Origin of the sequence: Parahaemophilus parainfluenzae (assembly GCF_001053575.1) — a bacterium.
Classification (GTDB): domain Bacteria; phylum Pseudomonadota; class Gammaproteobacteria; order Enterobacterales; family Pasteurellaceae; genus Haemophilus_D; species Haemophilus_D parainfluenzae_S.
Genome location: NZ_JVSL01000024.1, coordinates 48707 through 71789, shown reverse-complemented (window position 1 = coordinate 71789; position 23083 = coordinate 48707). Strand labels below are relative to the sequence as shown.

Annotated in this window: 23 protein-coding genes; 3 read left to right on the top strand and 20 right to left on the bottom strand. The window is 39.0% G+C overall.

Annotated elements, in window-relative coordinates; translation table 11 throughout:
- Positions 1–26: 26 nt before the first annotated feature.
- A complete protein-coding gene (gene cueR / locus AC979_RS05295; protein ID WP_005699815.1) occupies positions 27–413 on the top strand; it encodes a Cu(I)-responsive transcriptional regulator in 387 nt (128 codons plus the stop codon).
- Positions 414–415: 2 nt separating this feature from the next.
- On the opposite strand, the gene metJ is transcribed toward cueR, so the two are convergent.
- Entirely contained in the window at positions 416–733 is a 318-nt protein-coding gene (gene metJ, locus AC979_RS05290) for a met regulon transcriptional regulator MetJ (RefSeq protein WP_005696757.1), read from the bottom strand.
- A gap of 227 nt (positions 734–960) precedes the next feature.
- On the opposite strand from metJ, the gene aqpZ reads away from it, so the two are divergent.
- On the top strand, positions 961–1650 hold the full coding sequence (gene aqpZ, locus AC979_RS05285) for an aquaporin Z (protein ID WP_049373191.1): 690 nt from the start codon (positions 961–963) through the stop codon (positions 1648–1650).
- Between the two features lie 107 nt (positions 1651–1757).
- Here aqpZ and galU read toward each other — a convergent pair whose 3' ends face one another.
- From galU to AC979_RS05245, 8 genes are all read right to left on the bottom strand, one after another.
- Complete coding sequence (gene galU, locus AC979_RS05280) at positions 1758–2645, bottom strand: UTP--glucose-1-phosphate uridylyltransferase GalU (RefSeq protein WP_049373189.1); 888 nt, start codon at positions 2643–2645, stop codon at positions 1758–1760.
- A 221-nt stretch (positions 2646–2866) separates the two neighbouring features.
- Positions 2867–3058: a carbon storage regulator CsrA gene (gene csrA / locus AC979_RS05275; RefSeq protein WP_014064854.1), complete on the bottom strand. Its 192-nt coding sequence runs from the start codon at positions 3056–3058 to the stop codon at positions 2867–2869.
- Between the two features lie 78 nt (positions 3059–3136).
- The gene (alaS, locus tag AC979_RS05270; protein ID WP_049373187.1) at positions 3137–5761 is read right to left on the bottom strand and encodes an alanine--tRNA ligase; all 2625 of its coding nucleotides are present in this window, start codon (positions 5759–5761) and stop codon (positions 3137–3139) included.
- Positions 5762–5948: 187 nt separating this feature from the next.
- A complete protein-coding gene (gene uspA / locus AC979_RS05265) occupies positions 5949–6374 on the bottom strand; it encodes a universal stress protein UspA (RefSeq protein ID WP_005698692.1) in 426 nt (141 codons plus the stop codon).
- Between the two features lie 103 nt (positions 6375–6477).
- Positions 6478–7770 carry a Xaa-Pro aminopeptidase gene (pepP, locus tag AC979_RS05260; RefSeq protein WP_049373185.1) on the bottom strand — a complete coding sequence of 431 codons (1293 nt, stop codon included), beginning with the start codon at positions 7768–7770 and terminating at the stop codon, positions 6478–6480.
- A gap of 12 nt (positions 7771–7782) precedes the next feature.
- Complete coding sequence (locus AC979_RS05255; RefSeq protein ID WP_049373183.1) at positions 7783–8331, bottom strand: YecA family protein; 549 nt, start codon at positions 8329–8331, stop codon at positions 7783–7785.
- A 111-nt stretch (positions 8332–8442) separates the two neighbouring features.
- Positions 8443–10089 (bottom strand): chaperonin GroEL, encoded by a 1647-nt coding sequence (groL, locus tag AC979_RS05250; RefSeq protein WP_049373182.1) that lies wholly within the window; start codon positions 10087–10089, stop codon positions 8443–8445.
- Positions 10090–10111: 22 nt separating this feature from the next.
- Positions 10112–10402 carry a co-chaperone GroES gene (locus AC979_RS05245; protein ID WP_005629492.1) on the bottom strand — a complete coding sequence of 97 codons (291 nt, stop codon included), beginning with the start codon at positions 10400–10402 and terminating at the stop codon, positions 10112–10114.
- A gap of 221 nt (positions 10403–10623) precedes the next feature.
- Between AC979_RS05245 and aspA the strand changes: the two genes are divergently transcribed.
- The gene (aspA, locus tag AC979_RS05240; RefSeq protein ID WP_005696766.1) at positions 10624–12042 is read left to right on the top strand and encodes an aspartate ammonia-lyase; all 1419 of its coding nucleotides are present in this window, start codon (positions 10624–10626) and stop codon (positions 12040–12042) included.
- Between the two features lie 67 nt (positions 12043–12109).
- On the opposite strand, the gene AC979_RS05235 is transcribed toward aspA, so the two are convergent.
- The 11 genes from AC979_RS05235 to uppS all read right to left on the bottom strand — a co-directional run bounded on the left by AC979_RS05235 (position 12110) and on the right by uppS (position 23057).
- Positions 12110–12709, bottom strand: coding sequence for a DJ-1/PfpI family protein (locus tag AC979_RS05235; RefSeq protein WP_049373181.1), 600 nt, complete (start codon positions 12707–12709; stop codon positions 12110–12112).
- A gap of 36 nt (positions 12710–12745) precedes the next feature.
- Positions 12746–13348: a ribonuclease HII gene (gene rnhB, locus AC979_RS05230; RefSeq protein ID WP_049373180.1), complete on the bottom strand. Its 603-nt coding sequence runs from the start codon at positions 13346–13348 to the stop codon at positions 12746–12748.
- Complete coding sequence (gene lpxB, locus AC979_RS05225) at positions 13341–14510, bottom strand: lipid-A-disaccharide synthase (RefSeq protein WP_049373179.1); 1170 nt, start codon at positions 14508–14510, stop codon at positions 13341–13343. Before lpxB ends, rnhB begins: the two co-directional genes overlap by 8 nt.
- Positions 14511–14606: 96 nt before the next feature.
- Positions 14607–15395, bottom strand: a complete 789-nt coding sequence (lpxA, locus tag AC979_RS05220) for an acyl-ACP--UDP-N-acetylglucosamine O-acyltransferase (RefSeq protein WP_049368925.1) — start codon at positions 15393–15395, stop codon at positions 14607–14609.
- Between the two features lie 23 nt (positions 15396–15418).
- A complete protein-coding gene (gene fabZ / locus AC979_RS05215; RefSeq protein ID WP_075875086.1) occupies positions 15419–15868 on the bottom strand; it encodes a 3-hydroxyacyl-ACP dehydratase FabZ in 450 nt (149 codons plus the stop codon).
- Positions 15869–15963: 95 nt separating this feature from the next.
- Entirely contained in the window at positions 15964–16989 is a 1026-nt protein-coding gene (gene lpxD / locus AC979_RS05210) for a UDP-3-O-(3-hydroxymyristoyl)glucosamine N-acyltransferase (RefSeq protein ID WP_049368924.1), read from the bottom strand.
- A gap of 12 nt (positions 16990–17001) precedes the next feature.
- Positions 17002–17610, bottom strand: coding sequence for an OmpH family outer membrane protein (locus AC979_RS05205; RefSeq protein ID WP_049373177.1), 609 nt, complete (start codon positions 17608–17610; stop codon positions 17002–17004).
- A gap of 103 nt (positions 17611–17713) precedes the next feature.
- A complete protein-coding gene (bamA, locus tag AC979_RS05200) occupies positions 17714–20092 on the bottom strand; it encodes an outer membrane protein assembly factor BamA (RefSeq protein WP_049373176.1) in 2379 nt (792 codons plus the stop codon).
- A 26-nt stretch (positions 20093–20118) separates the two neighbouring features.
- Positions 20119–21450: a sigma E protease regulator RseP gene (gene rseP, locus AC979_RS05195; protein ID WP_049373174.1), complete on the bottom strand. Its 1332-nt coding sequence runs from the start codon at positions 21448–21450 to the stop codon at positions 20119–20121.
- Between the two features lie 9 nt (positions 21451–21459).
- Positions 21460–22326, bottom strand: coding sequence for a phosphatidate cytidylyltransferase (locus AC979_RS05190; RefSeq protein WP_005696781.1), 867 nt, complete (start codon positions 22324–22326; stop codon positions 21460–21462).
- An 11-nt stretch (positions 22327–22337) separates the two neighbouring features.
- On the bottom strand, positions 22338–23057 hold the full coding sequence (gene uppS, locus AC979_RS05185; RefSeq protein WP_049373173.1) for a polyprenyl diphosphate synthase: 720 nt from the start codon (positions 23055–23057) through the stop codon (positions 22338–22340).
- Positions 23058–23083 lie beyond the last annotated feature (26 nt).

Sequence of the window (23083 nt, the reverse complement as noted above, 5' to 3'; positions counted from 1 at the left end):
CATAAGGTTAAGGTCAAGGATTTTTTATGAACATCAGTGAAGTGGCAAAATTAGTCGGTTTATCAAGTAAACAAATTCGGGATTATGAAAAGTCCGGCTTATTAAAACCAGCACAGCGAAGCCTTTCCGGTTATCGCCATTATGAAGAAAAGGATTTAGAACGACTACGTTTTATTCGTCACTCTCGAGATGTTGGTTTTTCCCTCCAACAAATTCACCAACTTTTGCAATTACAAGATAATCCCAATCGTAGTAGCCGAGAAGTTAAAGCACTTACGACGCAGCATATTAAAACATTGAATGAGCAAATTCATCACTTGCAAAAAATGGTAGAGGAATTGGAGCGATGGCATAACGCTTGTCAGGGCAATGATTGCCCTGAATGCAGTATTTTGGAAGGATTAAAAGGATAAAATTAATATTCCCAGCTTTCAGGATCAATGCCTAAATCACGCATGATTTCTTTGGCATTTTCAGGAATCTCATCATGGCGTTCTTTCATTAAATCCGCATCAGTCGGTAATGGCTGACCTGTAAAAGCATGTAAGAACGCCTCACAAAGCAATTCACTGTTTGTTGCATGGCGCAAACTTTTCAGCTGACGACGAGTACGCTCATTCGTCAAAATTTCCAATACTTTAATCGGAATAGACACTGTAATTTTTTTGACTTGTTCGCTCTTTTTGCCATGTTCTGCATAAGGGCTAATATATTTGCCATCCCAGTTTGCCATAATGCACCTTAAATAACCTGATAATTTATCCGTATTTTAATGAAAAATAAGCAAAATGACAATCTAGACGTCTAAAAGTATAGCATGCTATTTCCCTTACATTTACTTACAAACATTTACAATAATTTGCAGAACTAAAAACCATTACTTTTGACTAAATGCCTGTTGCATACGCAATACATTATTGTTATTTGAAGATAACGACATATTTAATATTGAGGTCTATTATGTCAAAAAAACTTTTTGCTGAATTTTTCGGTACATTTTGGTTAGTTTTCGGTGGTTGTGGTAGTGCAATCTTTGCTGCTTCTGTCAACCTAGGTATCGGTTATGTGGGCGTTGCATTTGCCTTCGGTTTAACCGTATTAACCATGGCTTACGCTGTAGGTCACATTTCTGGTGGTCACTTTAACCCTGCAGTAACACTTGGTTTAGTGGCTGGCGGTCGTTTCTCTGCGAAAGATGCTCTTCCATACATCATTTCTCAAGTTGTTGGTGGCTTACTAGCGGGTGCTGCACTTTACCTTATCGCATCAGGTAAAGCTGGCTTTGATGTTACTGCAGGTTTTGCATCTAATGGCTACGGCGAACATTCTCCAGAAGGTTATTCTTTAGAAGCAGTATTCGTAGCGGAAGTATTATTAACTGCATTCTTCTTATTAATCATCATGGGTTCAACTCATAAAAATGCAGCTGCAGGTTTTGCGCCAATCGCAATCGGTTTAGGTTTAACCTTAATCCACTTAATCAGCATTCCTGTATCAAATACCTCTGTAAACCCTGCTCGTAGTACTGCAGTTGCGGTATTCCAAGGTACTTGGGCAATCGACCAATTATGGTTATTCTGGGTGGCACCGATTATCGGTGGTATTTTAGGTGGTATTATCTACCGCACTTTATTAGCGAAAAATAACTAAGATTTCGTTTCATAGAAAAAAGAAGGCATCATCACGATGCCTTCTTTTTTATCTTTATTCGTATACAAATATATAAATAAAAACCACCTTTCGGTGGTTTCAGTTAATTATAAGGTTTTTGCAAGATCTTTTAGGAAAGCTTTAAACTCTTTGCCTAATTTATCATGACGAAGACCATATTCTACAAAAGCTTCCATATAGCCAATTTTGTCACCACAGTCAAAGCTTCTACCGGTCATATGAAACGCTTCAACGGTCTCTTTCTCGATAAGCATATCAATTGCGTCCGTTAATTGGATTTCATCGCCCACACCAACTGGTGTTTTTTCTAATAAATCCCAAATTGCCGCAGAGAAAACATAACGACCGACAACAGCAAGATTTGATGGAGCTTCTTCAACAGATGGTTTTTCAACAATGCTATTAATTTTAACGCTATCACCGCCTTTTAACTCTACACCACCACAATCCGCGATACCATAGCTACTCACTTCATCAGCGGCAACAGGCGCTACCATAATTTGGCTTGCTTGTGTTTCTTTAAAACGTTTAATCATTGCTGAAAGATTTTCTTTCTTTTGATTTGCTGTAAAATCGGCTAAAAGCACATCAGGTAACACGACTGCAAATGGCTCATTTCCAACAACTGGACGACCACATAACACCGCATGACCTAAACCTTTCGCATTGCCTTGACGAACATGCATAATTGTTACATCTTTAGGGCAAATAGAACGCACCTCTTCTAGAAGCTGACGTTTAACACGCTTCTCAAGCATGGTTTCCAACTCAAAAGACGTATCAAAGTGGTTTTCAATCGCATTTTTAGAAGAATGTGTGACTAACACGATTTCTTTGATACCAGCAGCCACACACTCATTCACAACATATTGAATCAGAGGCTTATCCACAAGCGTTAACATTTCTTTTGGAATCGCTTTTGTTGCTGGCAACATACGGGTACCCAAACCAGCTACGGGAATAATAACTTTCATTGATTTTCCTTTTTGTTTTAATATGGAATGACCACACTTCTATACTAAAAGTGCGGTCATTATTTATTAAATTTTGATAGATTTAAGTTGGAAAAGTTCCTTCTCTACCTTTATAACTCAAATTTCCGTTATTTAAAATCTTGCAAACCAATGGGTTTAATTTTTGAAAAAACGTTAATTAAATTATAAATAGAATGTAAAACATTCATAAAACTCTAGGTCTAAGATGCCTCATCTATATGTTCATCTTTTGACTGCAGAATTCGTTGGTAAATTTCCTCTCGGTGAACGGATACTTCTTTAGGCGCTTGCACACCGAGTTTGACTTGGTTTCCACGTACACTCAAAACCGTGATAGAAATATCGTCTCCAATGAGAACACTTTCGCCAACTTTTCGAGTTAAGATTAACATCTTTTATCTCCTTAGTTTGCATTTATTAGATATCCCTATCAATCAAGTAAAGATCGGCATCCCACCGACCTGCTTGTACTACAGATTATTGCTTAACCAGTTTTGTGCGACAGTTAATGCTAGATTCACATTTTCTGGTTGGGAGCCTCCTGCCATTGCCATATCAGGGCGACCACCGCCTTTCCCACCAACTTGCTGAGCCATTAAATTCACTAGCTCACCAGCCTTCACTTTAGTAGTTAAATCGCTTGTTACGCCAACGACGAGGTTGACTTTATCATCTAAAATAGATGCAAATACAATTACGCCTGAACCAAGTTGATTTTTTAAATCATCAACCATCACACGTAACGATTTAGTTTCAATTCCGTCTAGTTGATGTACGATTACAGAAACATCATTAATTTTAACCGCACTTTTCACTAAATCGGACCCCGCTTGCATTGCAGCTTTTTCTTTTAATCCTTGTAATTCTTTTTCTGCTTTCTTCGCTTTATCTTGAAGTTGCTGAATTTTCTCAACAAGGGTATTAACGTCAGATTTAAACAAATCTGCACTTTGAGTAAGAATACGTTGTTGGTTGTGTAACCAATTAATTGCATTTTCACCCGTTACCGCTTCAATACGACGAACACCTGCTGCAACTGCAGTTTCCGCCACAATTTTAAATAAACCGATATCACCGGTACGTTTAGCATGAATGCCACCACAAAGTTCAACGGAGAAATCTCCCATTGTTAAAACACGTACCACATCAGCATATTTTTCACCGAATAACGCCATTGCACCTTTCGCTTTTGCCGCTTCGATATCCATTATGTCCGTTTGAACTACAAAATTCTCACGCACTTTTTGGTTTACCAATGTTTCAATTTTATTAAGCTGTGCTTTGGTAATCGCTTCCGGATGAGCAAAGTCAAAACGTAATGCTGTATCAGATACTAACGATCCTTTTTGCACTACATGGTGACCTAAAACTTGACGCAATGCGGCATGTAATAAGTGTGTTGCAGAATGATTAAGTGACGTTTGATGACGTCTTGCTGCATCTACAACCGCATTGACTGTTTGCCCGACTTTTAAGGTACCCTGTTCTAACTCACCAATATGACCAAATACTTGACCATATTTTTGAGTATCTTTTACATTAAACTGAATACCTTGAGAGGTTAAATAACCACTGTCACCAATTTGACCACCTGATTCCGCATAGAATGGAGTATTTTCTAAAATCACCACGGCACTTTGGCCTGCAGTAATACTCTCTACTGATTTTCCATCATGGAAAAGTGCGGTCACTTTGGCTAAAGATTCTGATTCAGTATAGCCTTCAAATTTTGTTTCACCTTCTACACGAATAACACTGTTGTAATCCATGCCGAATTGGCTTGCAGATTGTGCGCGTAAGCGTTGTGCTTCCATTTCACGCTCAAAACCTGCTTCATCAATTGCAATATCACGCTCGCGACATACGTCCGCTGTTAAATCAAGTGGGAAGCCATAAGTATCATAAAGTTTAAAGGCGACTTCACCTGACAACACACCATCTTTCACTTGAGCAAGCGCATCGTCTAATAAGCTTAATCCGCGCTCTAATGTACGAGCAAATTGTTCTTCTTCTAAACGAAGTAATTTTTCGACATTCGCTTGTTTTTCTTTAACTTCTTTGCCAGCTTCCGCCATGACTTCAATTAAAGTCGGCACAAGTTTATAGAAGAACGCTTCTTTAGCACCTAACAAGTGACCATGACGTACTGCACGACGGATAATACGACGTAATACATAACCGCGACCTTCGTTTGATGGAATTACGCCATCTGCAATTAAATAAGCACAAGAACGAATGTGGTCTGCAATTACACGTAATGATTTGTTTGTTAAATCTGTTGTTCCTACGATTTCAGCTGTTTTCGCAATTAATTTTTGGAAAATATCGATCTCATAGTTAGAGTTTACATGCTGTAATACGGCAGAAATACGCTCTAAGCCCATCCCGGTATCAACTGATGGGCGTGGTAATTTTTCCATTGTACCGTCTGCTTGACGGTTAAATTGCATGAATACCACGTTCCAAATTTCGATATAGCGGTCACCATCTTCTTCTGGTGAGCCTGGAGGGCCACCCCAAATGTGATCACCGTGATCGTAGAAAATTTCAGTACATGGACCACAAGGACCTGTGTCACCCATTGCCCAGAAGTTATCTGATGCATAAGGCGCACCTTTGTTATCACCGATACGAATAATACGTTCTGCTGGCACACCAACTTCTTTATGCCAAATATCATAAGCTTCATTATCGGTTTCATACACGGTTACCCATAATTTTTCTTTTGGTAACCCGAGCCATTGTGGAGAAGTCAAATACTCCCAGGCAAAATTAATCGCATCATGTTTGAAATAGTCGCCAAAACTGAAGTTGCCGAGCATTTCAAAGAAAGTATGGTGACGAGCTGTATAACCTACGTTTTCTAAATCATTATGCTTACCACCTGCGCGCACACAACGTTGTGCAGTTGTCGCACGTGAGTAAGGACGTTTGTCCATACCAAGGAACACGTCTTTAAATTGGTTCATACCGGCATTAGTAAAAAGCAATGTCGGATCATTTTCAGGCACAAGCGAACTACTTGCGACGACTTGATGCCCCTTGCTATGGAAAAAATCAAGGAATGACTGTCTAATTTCTGCTGTTGTTTTCATTGATAAAACCTTGTGTCTCTATCTCGATCACGATTTATAAAAAAGCTCACTATTCTTGCATATTTTGACCTAGAGAAAAAGGCTTTTTCACTGATCTTAAAAAAGAAAACCGCACTCTACTGCATTAATTGAGAAGTGCGGTTACAATTTACGTTATTTTAATAGGGCTAAAAATAATTTTTGATCACTATTCGTCGCGAAGTGGCACAACCAACATATCAATTTTAATGGTATTCATCACTTGACGTGTTGAAGACATCAATTTACTCCAAAAATCTTGGTGATGACCTGTCACTAGTAGATCTACATCATACTGATCAATAGCGTCTGTCAAAACTTGACCTAAATCACCGCTACCGCTCAATTTTTCTTTTATTGGATAACCCGCATGTTCCGCTAAATTAATTAGCGCTTTTTGGGTTTCGCTCGAGATTCTATCTTGCATTGATGACATATTGACATCAATTAAACCAGTATAGAGATCCGAGAAGTTTACATCTACATGAATAATAGAAAGTTGCGCATCATTACGTTTTGCAATTCCCACGGCTTTTTTGAGTAGAAATTCACTTTCGTCAGAAAGATCTACCGCAACTAAAACATGTTTGTACATAATCGACTCCTTACTGATTTGATTGGTCTTTTTTATCTAACAGTATATTAGCACCTTAACTGCACAAAAAACTTGCACTAGATCACAATTTTGAGAATTCTTCTCAATTTTTCATTAAATTTTCAATGTCATCAATTTCTTTTGGTGCCGCCGCAGTCAGATTTTTATTGCCATATTCTGTCATTAGCAAGTTATCCTCAATACGCACACCAATGCCTTTATATTGGGGTGGCACATCTGCTTCTTCAGAAATATAAATACCTGGCTCAACAGTGATGATCATCCCCACTTCAAGCGTACGGCTACGATCATCATCATAGCGACCAACATCGTGCACATCCAAGCCAAGCCAATGGCCTAAACCATGCATATAAAATTGGCGATAGGCTTTTTCTTCAATCAGCTTATCTACATCCCCTTTCAGAATACCTAAATCCACCAAGCCTTGAGTCTTAATACGAATCACTTCGTCATTTGCCAGTTTAATTGAATTACCTGGCACTAATAGCTCAATCGCACGTTTTTGTGCTTTTAAAACTAATTCATAAATCTCACGTTGTGGCTGAGTAAATTTACCGTTCACCGGGAATGTACGTGTGATATCACCTGCATACATAGCAAATTCACAACCAGCATCAATTAACACAAGATCGCCATCTTTCAAAGGTTGATCATTTTCAGTGTAGTGCAAGATACAGGCATTATCGCCCCCGGCAATAATGGAATTGTAAGACGGGAATCTTGCTCCATGACGATTAAATTCATGCAGAATTTCGCTTTCTATTTCATATTCAAAACGATTTGGGCGAGTCACTTGCATCGCCTTAATATGCCCAAATGCCGTAATCTGTCCCGCTTGTTGCATTAAGCGAATTTCGTTTGGAGATTTAATTAAGCGCATTTCACTTAACATCGGCTGCCAATCAAAAACAGCATAAAATTTCACCGCACTTTCGGCTAATAATTTATCACCCCAAGGATGACGATCGGCCACATGATAAAGTGCGGTCAATTTTTCCGTTAATTTTGGAAATTCTGTTTTAAAATCATCGATAGAATAGGCTTCATCGACATTGAGTTTTTGCGGTGCGCGCTCAACGCCTAATCGGCGACCATTCCAGGTTTCAAGCAAAGGATCTCGCGGACGAAGAAATATCATTGCCTTTTCTGCCTCTTCCGTTTTAATCAATAACAACGCTGCATTTGGCTCATTAAATCCCGTTAAATACCAAAAGTAACTGTCTTGACGGAAAGGAAAATCGCAGTCGTTATTACGACGTTTCTCAATTTCGGAAAATAGCAATAAAGCAGAATTTGGCTGCATTTGTGCGAATACTTTTTGACGACGTTCTGTAAATTCTTCTTGCGGTAATGCCGCCATGTATGCGAGATCCATGTTTCGCTCCTTTTAATGTAATATCGGTTTTATTTCTTGTGCATCATCGTTGAAATGGGTGTAAAACAACATCGCAATGGTGCGAACATATTCAATAATTTCTTCTAATGCTTCAGCAAGCTCTTCTTCATCATCTTCTTCTTCATAACCAAGCTGACAAATATCTTGTAAATCATCTACCGCTTCGCCAATTTCGCCTTTTTCTTTATCCAATTCTGTCTGAACAAGACCTAAACCCAGTAAAAATTGGTTTGCCCAGTCTGATAGACTGTCTGCTCGTGCAAACACACTCTCATCTTTGGTTAAGCCCAATTCAAAATCAAACCCTTCTACATCCGATAAGGTTTTACCTATCTGCTCATAAATTTCGGTAATTGGCTGAATTAATGCGGTTGGATAAGCGTGGTTATCGTTACTGAATTGATATAGAAGAGGTAACCAACTTTGGTCTTTTAGCCCTCCACAAATTAAGCCGCTCAAAAAGCCATGTAATTCTGTTGCATTAATGCCAATACCAGCAGATTTGAGTTGTTGATTAAGTTCAGTTTGGGAAATTGTCATTGTTATACCTATAAAATCATCGAAAGCTATTAAAGTGTAGCACCACACAAATAAAAATGCGATCGCATTTCTATAAAGAAAAACGATCGCACTTTCTTTTGCAAAGGGGAATTACATCATTCCGCCCATGCCTCCCATACCGCCCATTCCGGCAGCACCTAAATCGGCTTTATCATCTTTTGGAAGATCAGTAACCATACATTCTGTGGTGATCATTAAGCCCGCTACAGAAGCCGCGAATTGTAACGCAGAACGAGTTACTTTAGTTGGATCTAGAATACCCATTTCGATCATATCGCCATACTGTTCAGTACCCGCGTTATAACCGAAGTTTCCTTCGCCATTTTTAACCGCACTTGCCACAACCGATGCTTCTTCACCTGCGTTAGTGACGATTTGACGAAGTGGCGCTTCCATTGCACGTAATGCAAGTTTAATACCTACATCTTGTTCTTCGTTATCACCTTTTAAGGTTGCCGCTACTTTGGTTGCAGCACGAACTAATGCAACACCACCACCCGCAACGATACCTTCTTCAACCGCAGCACGTGTTGCGTGTAATGCATCATCCACACGATCTTTTTTCTCTTTCATTTCAACTTCAGTTGCTGCACCGACTTTGATTACAGCCACACCACCGGCAAGTTTAGCTACGCGCTCTTGAAGTTTTTCTTTGTCATAATCAGAAGTTGATTCTTCGATTTGCTGACGAATTTGAGCCACACGACCTTTAATTTGTGCATCATCCCCCACACCATCGATAATCGTGGTATTGTCTTTGTTGATGACAACACGTTTCGCTTGGCCTAAATCTTCTAATGTCGCTTTTTCAAGTTCCATACCGATTTCTTCAGAAATCACAGTACCAGCAGTTAAGATCGCAATATCTTGTAACATTGCTTTACGGCGATCACCAAAGCCTGGCGCTTTCACTGCTGCCACTTTTACGATACCGCGCATGGTGTTCACAACTAAAGTTGCAAGCGCTTCACCTTCAATATCTTCAGCGATAATTAATAATGGTTTACCCGCTTTTGCGACACCTTCTAATACTGGAAGTAATTCGCGAATGTTTGATACTTTTTTATCTACTAAAAGAATGTATGGGTTATCTAATTCAACCGTTGCCGTTTCTGGTTTGTTGATGAAATAAGGTGATAAGTAACCACGATCGAACTGCATCCCTTCTACAACCGCTAATTCATCGTCAAGACCTGTACCGTCTTCTACGGTGATCACGCCTTCTTTACCTACTTTTTCCATTGCTTGAGCAATTAATTGACCTACAATGCTGTCAGAGTTAGCAGAAATTGTACCAACTTGTTCAATCTCTTTAGAGGTTTCACAAGGTTTAGATAAATTTTTAAGCTCAGAAACAACCGCACTTACCGCTTTATCGATACCGCGTTTTAAATCCATTGGGTTCATGCCCGCAGCTACCGCTTTTAAGCCTTCATTTACGATAGCTTGAGCTAGAACTGTCGCAGTCGTTGTACCGTCACCTGCTGCATCATTGGCTTTAGAGGCAACCTCTTTCACCATTTGCGCACCCATATTTTCAAATTTATCTTCTAATTCAATTTCACGTGCGACAGATACACCATCTTTAGTGATGGTTGGTGCACCAAATGATTTATCTAAAATGACATTACGACCTTTAGGGCCAAGGGTCACCTTTACTGCATCTGCTAATACATTCACGCCTTTTAGCATTTTTACGCGTGCATCATTACCAAATTTTACGTCTTTTGCTGCCATTTTCTTTTTTCCTTAATTTAAATTATTCCACAATCGCCAAAATATCGTTTTCAGAAATGATTAACACTTCTTCACCATCGATTTTTTCACTTTTCACGCCATAACCATCATTGAAAATGACTGTATCGCCAACTTTTACATCTAAAGGCTGAACGGTACCATTTTCCAAAATACGACCTTTACCCACTGCCAATACTTTCGCACGGGTTGATTTAGTCGCCGCTGAACCGGTTAATACGATACCGCCAGCTGAACGAGTTTCTACTTCTTCACGTTTAATGATTACACGATCGTGTAAAGGACGAATATTCATGATTAATTTCCTTCTTATTAAAATAAAGTGTTTTAAATGTGGGGATAACTTTTTCGGTTTCAAGGGGATAAATAAAAAAATTTCACCCTAAAAAAATTTATGCGAGAAATGAAAATATCTCTTATACGTCTTATTTGAAATGTGATCCATGTCAAATTTATTTTCTATGTAAATTCCTATAATTACCTCAAATTAATTAACAACCAAAAAAGGTGATTAAAATGACTCAATACAGAAAAGAAGTGGATTTATTAGGTGAACGTGATGTGCCAGCTGATGCATACTGGGGTATCCATACCTTAAGAGCGGTTGAAAACTTCAATATTTCTAATGTAACCATTTCTGATGTACCGGAATTTGTTCGCGGCATGGTAATGGTTAAAAAAGCGACTGCCCTAGCGAATGGTGAATTAGGTGCTATTCCAAGTGATATTGCAAAAGCGATTGTAGCTGCTTGTGATGAAATTCTTACCACGGGGAAATGCTTAGATCAATTCCCATCTGATGTATATCAAGGTGGTGCGGGTACTTCTGTGAATATGAATACCAACGAAGTAGTTGCTAACCTCGCGCTTGAAAAAATTGGTCATAAAAAAGGTGAATATGATGTTATTAACCCAATGGACCACGTGAACGCTAGCCAATCTACCAACGATGCATATCCTACCGGTTTCCGTATTGCGGTATATAACAGCATTTTAAAACTTATCGACAAAATCCAATACTTACATGATGGTTTCGATAATAAAGCAAAAGAATTTGCTAAAATTTTAAAAATGGGTCGTACTCAATTACAAGATGCTGTACCTATGACGGTTGGTCAAGAGTTTAAAGCCTTTGCTGTATTACTTGAAGAAGAAGTACGTAACTTAAAACGCACCGCTGAGTTACTCCTTGAAGTCAACCTTGGTGCAACAGCAATCGGTACTGGTTTAAATACACCAAAAGGTTATACAGAATTAGTAGTAAAACACCTTGCTGAGGTAACTGGATTACCTTGCGTTCCTGCTGAAAACTTAATTGAAGCAACATCTGACTGTGGTGCTTATGTCATGGTTCATGGTGCATTAAAACGTACCGCAGTAAAACTCTCTAAAGTATGTAACGACTTACGTTTACTCTCTTCTGGTCCACGTGCAGGTATTAAAGAAATTAACTTACCTGAATTACAAGCAGGTTCTTCTATCATGCCTGCAAAAGTAAACCCAGTTATTCCAGAAGTGGTGAACCAAGTATGCTTTAAAGTAATTGGTAACGATACTACCGTTACTTTCGCATCTGAAGCGGGTCAATTACAATTAAACGTAATGGAACCAGTGATTGGTCAAGCGATGTTTGAATCTATCGACATCTTAACCAATGCTTGCGTGAACTTACGCGATAAATGTGTAGACGGTATTACGGTAAACAAAGAAATTTGTGAAAACTATGTATTTAACTCAATCGGTATCGTGACTTACTTGAATCCATTTATCGGTCACCATAATGGCGACTTAGTGGGTAAAATCTGTGCTCAAACCGGTAAAGGCGTACGTGAAGTGGTATTAGAAAAAGGTTTATTAACAGCAGAACAATTGGATGACATTCTTTCTGTAGAAAACTTAATGAACCCAACTTACAAAGCAAAATTAAATAAATAATCTCGCTGAGGTATAAAAAGAGCGGTCAATTTTGACCGCTCTTTTGTTTAATCTAAAACTAAATCTATTATTTATATCCATAGATTCGAGCAAAATTATCTACACTAGGATCTTTTTGCCAATGATATTCGGTGTGGTTAGCGATGTCTTGAGCCAAGTCATTGCCGTAATAATCAGCAATAAACCCAAGCGCCATATCCATACCAGCAGAAACGCCTGATGAAGTGTAAAACTTGCCCTCTTTCACCCATCTTGCAACAGGTTCCCATTTTACAGCTTGACAACATTGTTTTACCCATTCAAAAGATTTTTTATTAGAAGTCGCTTTTAAACTATCTAATCTCCCCGTACAAGCCAATAATACTGAACCTGTACAAACACTGAGACAAACCTCTGACTCATCAATCCATTTACCAAGCTGATTAATAAATTGTTCATCGTTTACTAACTGACGAGTTCCCTGTCCTCCAACAACCAATAACACACTATGAGGTAATAAATGTTCTAGCTTTTCTGTTTCAATATAAAATCCTTGCTTACTACGAATTAATCCACCAACTTGGGATACATAGTGAAGCTTACCATTAGGGACTCTTGCTAAAAACTCAACAGGTCCCATTAAATCTAACGTTTCATAATCATCAAAGATAAGGCAATAAATATCCATTTTATATTATTCAATCTTAAAAATCTTTCAAGCTCACTAGTCTTCTATGCCTAGCGCTTTCTTCACAGGTGAAAAACTCCGACGATACTCAGGTAAAGGCCCCAGTTCCGCTAATTTTTCTAAGTGTAATTTGGTCGGATACCCTTTATGTTGAGCAAAAGCATATTCTGGATACTTTTTATCTAATGCTTCCATTTCCTGATCGCGTGCAACTTTTGCCAAAATAGAGGCGGCGCTAATTTCAGCCACAAGTGAATCCCCTTTCACCACCGCTTGAGCAGGTAAACCAAGGTTAGGCGGAATACGATTGCCATCCACCAACACGAAGTGCGGTTGAATTTTTAAGGCTTTTACGGCTCGTTCCATGGCTAACATAGAGGCATGAAGAATATTCAATTCATCAATCTCGGCTGGCTCTGCTCGACCCATTGCCCAAGCTAAGGCTTTCTCTTTAATTTCTGCTGCGAGTGCAAGACGTTTTTTCTCGCTGAGCTTTTTAGAATCTGCCAACCCCGCTATCGGGTTATTCGGATCTAAGAGCACTGCAGCCGTGACAACTGCGCCAACTAAAGGGCCTCGGCCTACTTCATCAACACCTGCAAATAATTGATAGCCTTCAGGGTAAACAAAATCAGTCATGGTTTTGCTCCAATAAATCAATCACTGCTTGTGCGGCTTGGCTGTCCGCATCACATTGAATTAATTTGTGTAATTCAGTAAAGCGTTGAATTAAAACACTGCGAGATTTGACTGCACTTTCGTCATCGCCCAAATACTGAGAAAGTTGTTCTGCTAATTTTTGCGGTTCGCAATCTTCTTGAATCATTTCTGACACAAGCATTTCATCCGCTAATAAATTAGGCAATGAAATATATTTTGTTTTAACTAATCGTTTTGCCAAGAAATAGGTGAATGGTTTCATTCGATACCCCACTACCATTGGCGATTTACACAACATCGCCTCAAGCGCTGCGGTACCCGAAGCAAGTAAAGTTGCCTCAGCTGCGATCATCACTTGGCGTGCTTTACCATCAATTAAATGCATATCAAGATCAGGAGCAATCTGAGCCTTTATTTCCTCAAATTGTTGACGACGTTTTTCATTCACCAAAGGGACTAAAAACTGCAAATCTGGATATTTTTCTTTTAATAACAAAGCGGTTTTTAGAAATGGCTCTGTCAGAAACCCCACTTCGCTTCCTCGACTACCCACTAAAATAGCAAGATAACGTCCTTTTTCATCAACACCTAAGGTCTGGCAAGCTTCCGTTCTATTTGGTTTTAATGGAATCGCATCCGCCATGGTATGGCCAATAAAACGGCAAGGCACATTAAAACGATCGTAAAAGGCTTTTTCAAAAGGAAGAAAAGCTAATACTTGATGGGTTGCTTTGGCAATTTTATAAATACGATTTTGACGCCAAGCCCATACAGATGGACTCACATAATGAATGGTTTTAATCCCTTTTTCTTTTAATTTCAGTTCAACGGTGAGATTAAAATCCGGTGCATCAATACCAATAAATACATCAGGTTTAATATCAGAAAGTTGTTCGATGATACTACGACGAATTTTTAGCAATCGCGGCAAATGTTTGAGGACTTCTACTAGCCCCATGACAGAGAGCTCTTCCATATCAAAAAAGCTTTCAAAGCCTTGAGCAATCATTCGCTCGCCACCAATCCCGACAAATTTAGCTTGCGGATAGTGGCGTTTTAGCGCTTGAATGAGACCTGCACCAAGAATATCGCCAGAGACCTCACCAGCAATAATCGCAATAGTCGGATTTTCTTTAATCATTAAATTTATCCTAAAAAACGACCGCACTTTGAACAAATCATAGTGCGGTCTCTTTGTTATTTCATCATTTTCTCTTAATGAGAAAAGAAACGTTAATTAACGAATAATGCCACGAGTAGAACGTTTGAAGAACTCCACAAAGAAACTAATTGCAGATTCAGTTTGTGCAATTTGTTCAATTTCAGGCAATACTTCTTCAAGGGTTTTACCACTACGGTAAATCATTTTATAGACATTACGAATCGCGTGCATGGTTGGTTTATCAAAACCACGACGTTTTAATCCTTCAAGGTTAACGCCGAAAGGCTGAGCATGGTTACCTTGAGCCATCACATAAGGTGGCACATCTTGGCTAACCATTGAACCGCCACCTAGCATAACGTGTGCCCCTACGATCACAAATTGGTGAATCGCAGACATACCACCAACAATCACAAAATCATCTAACTCAACATGACCAGCAAGTGTTGCGTTATTTGCTAAGATACAGTTATTCTTGATTTGGCAATCATGAGCAACATGTACGTTTACCATGAGTAAATTGTTATTACCAATACGTGTTACACCACCACCTTGGATAGTGCCGCGGTGAATCGTCACATGCTCGCGAATACGGTTTCCATTACCAATAATGGTTTTTGTTGCTTCGCCCTTATATTTTAAATCTTGGTTCACTTCACCAATGCTGGCGAATTGATAAATCTGGTTATCTTCACCAATCACGGTATCGCCTTTCACGACAATGTGAGAATTTAAAACAGTACGTGCTTTAATCTCAACGCTCCCTTCAATAATACAGAAAGGACCGATAACAACATCTTCGCCAATAACTGCGCCATCAGCAACAATCGCGGTCGGATGAATTTTTGCACTTGGGTGGATCATACTTACCCCTTAATTTTCTTTAATTATCGACGAGCACACATTAATTTGGCTTCACAAGCTACTTCACCGTTTACGGTTGCAATACCCGTGAATGCTGTAATACCACGACGTTCTTTAATCACTTGAACGTTCAATTCCATTTGATCTCCAGGTAATACTGGGCGTTTGAAACGCGCTTCATCAATACCTGCGAAATAGAATAATTCGCCACCTTTTAATTCATGCGTTTTAAATGCAAGTAATCCCATTGCTTGTGCCAAAGCTTCAAGAATTAACACACCTGGTAAAATCGGTTCACTCGGAAAATGGCCCGTAAAGCAAGGTTCGTTTACACTGATATTTTTAATTGCTTTTAACCACTCACCTTCTTTATAGTCCAACACGCGATCCACTAATAAAAATGGATAACGATGTGGCAATAAGGTCATAATTTCTTTTGCTTCAATCACTTTACTTACTTGATTCTCTGACACGTCTAATACCTTTAAAATAAATAATAATAAAACGTTGAGATTATACGATATTTCTGTATAAAAATAAAACGCACCCTAAGGTACGTTTTAAAATCTTAGCCAAGTTTTTTCTCTAGGGCTTTCAATCGTTTATTCATACCATCAATTCCCAAGGTAAGTGCGGCTGTTTTTCGCCACTCTTTATTGGTTTGTAATGGAATGCCCGATGAGTATACGCCAGGCTCAGTAATTGGGCGCATCACCATGCCCATGCCTGTCACGGTTACTTTATCGCAGATCTCCATGTGACCATTAATCACACTTGCTCCACCAATTAAGCAATAACGGCCCACTTTTAAGCTACCCGCCATAATCACACCGCCAGCTACTGCTGTACCTGTGCCAATATGAACGTTATGGGCAATTTGGCAAAGATTATCAATAATGACGTTATCTTCTATGACTGTCGCGTCTAAGGCACCACGGTCAATACAAGTACAAGCACCGATTTCGACATTATTACCAATAATCACTTGCCCAACTTGTGGGATTTTCACCCAGCGGCCACGATCATTCGCATAGCCAAAGCCATCACTACCAATGACTGCACCTGATTGAATTAAGCAATTTTGCCCAATTTCTACTTCATGATAAACGCTTACGTTTGCCCAAAGCTGTGTACCTGCACCAATTTTTGTGAATTTACCGACAAAACAACCCGCGCCAATAATCACGTTATCGCCTAATAGAACACCTTCTTCAATAACGGCATTTGCACCAATTGATACATTTTCACCAATTGAAGCTTTTTCAGAAATAACCGCACTTGGGTGGATATTTTGAGCAGCTTTCGGAGTGGTATCCATATATTGAGCTAATACAGCGTAAGCAACATAAGGATCTTTGACGATAAGTAAATTACTTTCAGGTGAGCAAAACTCCACATCCGCTTCTGACACGACAAGAATACCTGCTTTAGATTCCGCTAATAAAGGACGGAATTTTGCATTAGAAATGAAGGTAAGCTGGTTAGGTTCTGCTTTTGACAGTGCGGCGATATTATTAACGACAACGTCGGCGTTACCACGAAGGGTACCGCCGACTTTTGCTGCTAATTCCTGTAAAGAATAGGATTTTTGCATTATGAGAACCTATTATTTTTTCTCTTCAGTTTTTGCTGGAGCTGCTTTTTCAGTTGCAGGAATAGATTTTAATACTTCTTCAGTAATGTCTTTACCATCTACCGCAAATACTACAGAGTTAGCATCTAAAACATAAGTATAACCTTTTGCTTTTGCTAAGTTATTAGTTGCAACTTGAATGCTTTCTAATAATTTACCACGCTCTTCAGTTTGACGTTTTTCGTTTAACTCTTGGAACTCTGCTACTTTTTTATCTTGCTCTTGCATTAATTTATTTAATGCAGCTTCTTCATCTGAACCAAATTTAGTGATTTCTTCTTGGCGTTTTTGAATTTCAGCTTGACGTAAACGAGGTGCATCTTTTTGTAAAGCAGCCACTTTTGCTTCTACTTTTTTACGAGATGCTACGATTTTGTCATCAATTTCTTTCTTACTTGCAGCAAGTTTGTCCGCCATTGGTTTGAATTCTGCATCTAACTTATCTGCTACAGCTTGACGATCTGGGTGATTTTGGAATAAGTAACCCGCGTTGATGAATGCGATATTCTCATCTGCAGCAGCAAAACCTGATGCAAGTGCAAGACCTAAAGAAAGTGCGGTAACTTTTACTACGTTTTTCATATTTGAATTTCCTTAAATTAGTTTAGTAAATATTTCTGTGCCAGCTAACTCACTGACACAGAACGAAGATTTTGACTTAAATAGAACGTAAAAGTTCAATTTATTAGAAAGAACCACCAATACTAAATTGGAATTGTTCTACATCATCATTTTCATATTTTTTGATTGGTTTCGCGTAAGAGAATACCAAAGGTCCAATTGGTGATTGCCATTGGAAAGCAACACCAGTTGAAGCACGGATTCGACCCGCTTTGCTGTAATCAGGTAATGTTGAATAAATCGGAGATGATTTTAAGCCCTCTTTATCTGATTTCCATTTTGTATTCCAAACGCTTGCTGCATCAACGAAAAGTGAGGTTCTCACGCTATTTTGGCTTTTATCTCCAACAAATGGGGTTGGAACAATAAGTTCGACACTTGCTGTAGCCATCGCGTTACCACCAACGACATCAGTACTTTGATACCATTGGCCATATTTGTCTTGATAAATCGCATTAGGACCTACTGCACCGTAAGCAAAGCCACGTAATGAACCGATACCACCCGCCGTATAAAGTTGATAGAACGGTACACGTTTACCACCTAAGCCATTTGCATAAGAAGCGGTTGCTTTTCCAGATAATACCCAACGATGATCACGATCTAATGGGTAGAAACCTTGAAGCTCAGCGCTTAATTTATAATATTTATTGTCAGATCCTGGAATAGTGACACGACCACCTAAACTTGCTTTTACCCCTTTAGTTGGGAAATAACCACGGTTTAGGCTGTTGTAGTTCCAACCAAATGAGAAATCAAAATCATTCGTTTTGATTGAGTTTCCAGTCAGATTCATTGACTTCATGTATAAATCACGGTTGTATTCATACGCGAAGTTACTGATTTTATTATAAGTATAACCTAATCCCACATAATATGAGTTGTTCTCATTAACAGGGAATCCTAATGTGACATTACCACCGTAAGTTGTACGTTTATAGGTTGATGAAGTATCACTTTTCGAGTTATCGTAAGTTTCATAGAATACGTTTCCACCTAAACTTACTCCATCTTTAGTAAAGTATGGTTCTGTATAACCCAAGTTTACACTTGTACCGTAGTCATTACGTGTACCTGCTAAACTTACCGCTGCACCAGTTCCCAAGAAATTGTCTTGTTTCACGCTTGCTTGATAGCTGATACCACTCTCTGTACCATAACCGATACCAAAGTTAATACTACCGGTATTACGTTCTCTTACTTTATATACGACATCGACTTCATCATTAGAACCTTGAATTGGTTCAATACGATTTTCTACACTCTCAAAGAAACCCGTTCTATCTAAACGTACTTTACCTAGCTCAACTAATTGAGAGTTATACCAAGTACCTTCTTGCTGACGCATTTCTTGACGCAATGTGCTATCTGCAGAAACCGTATTACCTTCAAAGCGAACTTGACGCACAGATAAACGACGTCCCGCATCAACCACAAAGGTTAATGCTAATGTTTTATTCGCATCATCAAAAGTTGGTACAGTATTCACTGTTGCACTACCGTAACCACGTTCACCTAATTTATCTTTAATTAAGCTTTCAACATTTTGCACATCCGCACGACTGAAAGTATCGTTTAAGTGAAGTTCACCTAATAATGGTTGCAATTCATCAGCCATACCACCTAAGTTACCGACAATACGAGCAGAACTTAAGTTATATTTTTCACCTTCACTTACATCAATAGTGACATCTGCTTTTGTATGCTCTTCATTTAACTGAACATCTGTTTTTGTCACTCTGGCTTTGGCATAACCATTATTTTGGTAATAGTCTTGGATAGCTTGAATATCTTTATCAAATTGAGAACCATCAAACTTATTACCCCAAAGTTTCCACCAAGAATCTGGTTGAAGCTCCATTTGTTCTTGTAACTTACTGCTAGAAATCGCTTCATTTCCATTAAAGGTGACTGAGCGAAGTTTTGCCGTATCATCTTCATCAATTTGAAGTGTAATTTCTGCGCGGTTATTTGGTAAAGTTGTCACGATCGGATCAACTTTCGCATTATAACGACCTATACTCTTATAATGTTCTCTTAAGGTTTTCGCAAACTCTTCTAATTTCGCACGATTTAAGACATCACCACTTTTGAAACCATTTGCATCAAGGTTTTGTTTTAATGCTTCTGTTGGAATAACTGAGTTACCTTTAATATTCACTTCAGAAATGATTGGTTTCGCAATAACGCTCACAACTAATGCGTCGCCATCTTGGAAAGCTTTAACATCATCAAACTGTCCACTTACGAATAATGAACGTACAATATTGGCAACATCTTTATCCGTTACACGCTGACCACTACGAACAGGAAGGCTTGCTAGAATTTGCTGTTCTAAGTCTCCTTGAGCACCGTCAACACGAATGTCTTTTGCTACAAATGGTGCCGCAAATACACTCGTTGTAGTACCGAATAATAAACTTGCGATTAGAAGTTTTTTCATCGACTTTATCCTATAAAAAACAATAGTTATAAACGTAAGAAATCATTAAAAAGCACAAATATTGTTTGAATTAACAAGATTGTGAGCCCTATACGATAACTTAAATTTTGTACCCGTTCTGAAACAGGTTTTCCTTTGATAGCTTCCGCCGCAAAAAATACGAGATGTCCGCCATCTAAAACTGGCAACGGAAATAAATTCATTATGCCTAAATTAACACTGATTAGCGCGAGAAAACTTAAGAAATAAATCACGCCAGCGTTAGAAGATGCGCCTGCACCTTGGGCAATTGAAATTGGCCCAGCCAAACTGGAAAATGAAAGCTCTCCACTAAACAATTTCCCGATTGCCTTCACAATAAACCACGAAATTTGGCCTGTCTTTTCCACACCTTTTTGTAGGGCATCAAGAATACCATATTTTAATTCAGTTCGATACTGTTCGCCAACTTTTAAGAACGTCGGACTTAACCCCACAAACCATTTACCATCTCGATTTTTCTCAGGTTGCAAGATTTTGTCAAAAATTTCTTGATTACGTTCGACCTTGATTGTAAAAGGCTGACCTTGTTGTACCAATGCAACAAAAGCTTTCCAGTCAAGTGCGGTCGAATTTTCTGCTAAAATTTTATCGCCAATCAATAAGCCTGCTTTTTCTGCAGGTGAGTTCTCCACCACTTTTGATAGTGTCATCTCCACTTTACTTGAAACGGGATTGATCCCTAATGTTTCAAATGCTGTTTCTTTATCTGGTTGAAATGCCCAATTTTGCAGATTAATGGTTCGTTGATAAGGTTGGTCTTTACCAAAAGGCGTTAATGTGAGTTCAACCGAATCAGAACCTAACTTATCAGTGAGCAATAAATTAATGGTTTCCCAATCGGGTGCATTCTTTCCATCAATTGCTAAAATCTGGCTATTCGGTTCAATTTGAGCTATCGCAGCGGGAGAATTTGGCGTGACATTTTCAATGACCGGTTTAACACTCGGAATCCCAACAGAATAAATCACCCAATATGCCAAAATCGCAAAAATAAAATTAGCCAAAGGGCCTGCAGCAATCACAAAAGCACGTTGAGCTACCGATTTGCTTTCAAATGCCTGCGATTTTAATTCTGCGGGAACGTCTTCATTTCGTCCATCAAGCATTTTGACATAGCCACCAAGCGGAATGGCTGAAATAGCAAATTCGGTGCCTAATTTATCTGTCCGTCGCCAAATCACTTTACCAAAGCCAATCGAAAAACGATGAACTTTAATACCGCACTTTCTTGCTGCCCAAAAGTGACCGTATTCGTGTACGGCAACCAGTACGGCAATTGCAACAATAAATGAGCCAAGCGACCACAAAAATGACATGTTCTTTCCCTATAACACAAAGAAATAGAAGTATGTGAAGAATGGTACTGCCGCCGTTAAGCTATCAATACGATCTAAAATACCGCCATGTCCTGGAATTAATTGACTACTGTCTTTAATGCCTGATTCACGTTTAAACATACTTTCTGCTAAATCACCTAATACAGAAATAGCTACAGTTGCCACTGAAAGCACAACAAAACCGCTCATTGCACGGCTACCTAATAAGGTTTCACCTGAGAAGTGAATAAACACAAATGCCAATACCGCTGCGGTAATCATGCCACCAAATACGCCTTGCCATGTTTTCCCCGGTGATACTTTCGGTGCAAGCTTGTGCTTACCAAAGGCTCGTCCGGCAAAATAGGCACCAGAGTCCGCTGCCCATACCAATACAAACACATAGAGCAATAAGAATAAACCATGATGAGGATCAGCAGTATAATTATCTAAACGTAAACGTAAGACAGCGGCAACAAAAGGAATCAGCGTAGAGAAAGCAAACAAGAGTTGTAAAGGTATATTTTTACCCCAAAACTTCGCTGAACTTGGATAAGTCACCACTAATACTAATGCAAGTGCCCACCAACCGACTGAATTTAGCAATAAAAGCGGTAAGTAGTTTTCAAACACTCGCCCAGCATCTAAATAATTACCTTCGTTATAAAGCCAGAGGAAGATAAATGCGCCTAAAAATGCCGCGATACAAAGACGCGCCAAAGGATTTTTAAAACGAGCAAATTGAGCCCACTCCCAAATACCAAGCGTCGCCACAAAGCCTAAGGCTAGGGCAAAATAAAATGGGGTAAATAAGAACAAGGCACATAATACCAAAGCAATCAACACAATGGCTGATAATACACGTTCTTTAAGCATAAGTTCTCCGCTTATTCTGTCCCGCCAAAACGGCGATGACGTTGTTGATAGCAGGCAATTGCCTGATTAAAATCTTTTTCACTAAAATCTGGCCAAAGCACATCTAAAAAACACAATTCCGCATATGCAATTTGCCAAAGCAAGAAATTACTAATGCGTTGCTCACCGCTTGTGCGAATTAGTAAATCGACAGACGGTTCATCTTGTGTCACTAAATGTTGCTGGAAAAGTGATTCATTAATATCACTCACCGAAATCTCATTATTTTTTACTTTTTCAGCGAGTTGTTGAGTCGCTTGAACAATATCCCAACAACCACCGTAATTCGCCGCAATATTTAAAGTCAGTGCGGTATTATTTTCTGTTAAATTTTCTGCTTTTGCGATCTTCTCTTGCAATTTCTCACTAAAACGAGAAACATCACCGATAATCTTTAGACGAATATTGTTTTTGTGTAATTTTTTAACTTCTCGATCAAGTGCTTGCATAAAAAGCGTCATTAATGCGCTTACTTCTTGCTCGGGACGATTCCAGTTTTCACTGCTAAACGCATATAACGTCAAAAATTTAATACCTGTTTGTCGTGCATAACTCACCGCACGACGCACAGCTGCCACACCGTTTGTATGTCCAAAAATACGCAGCTTATTTTGTTGTTTCGCCCAACGTCCATTGCCATCCATAATAATAGCAACATGTTCGGGAATGTTATTGTTATCAAGTTCTTTCATTCTAAAATATTCGGATTTTATGACCG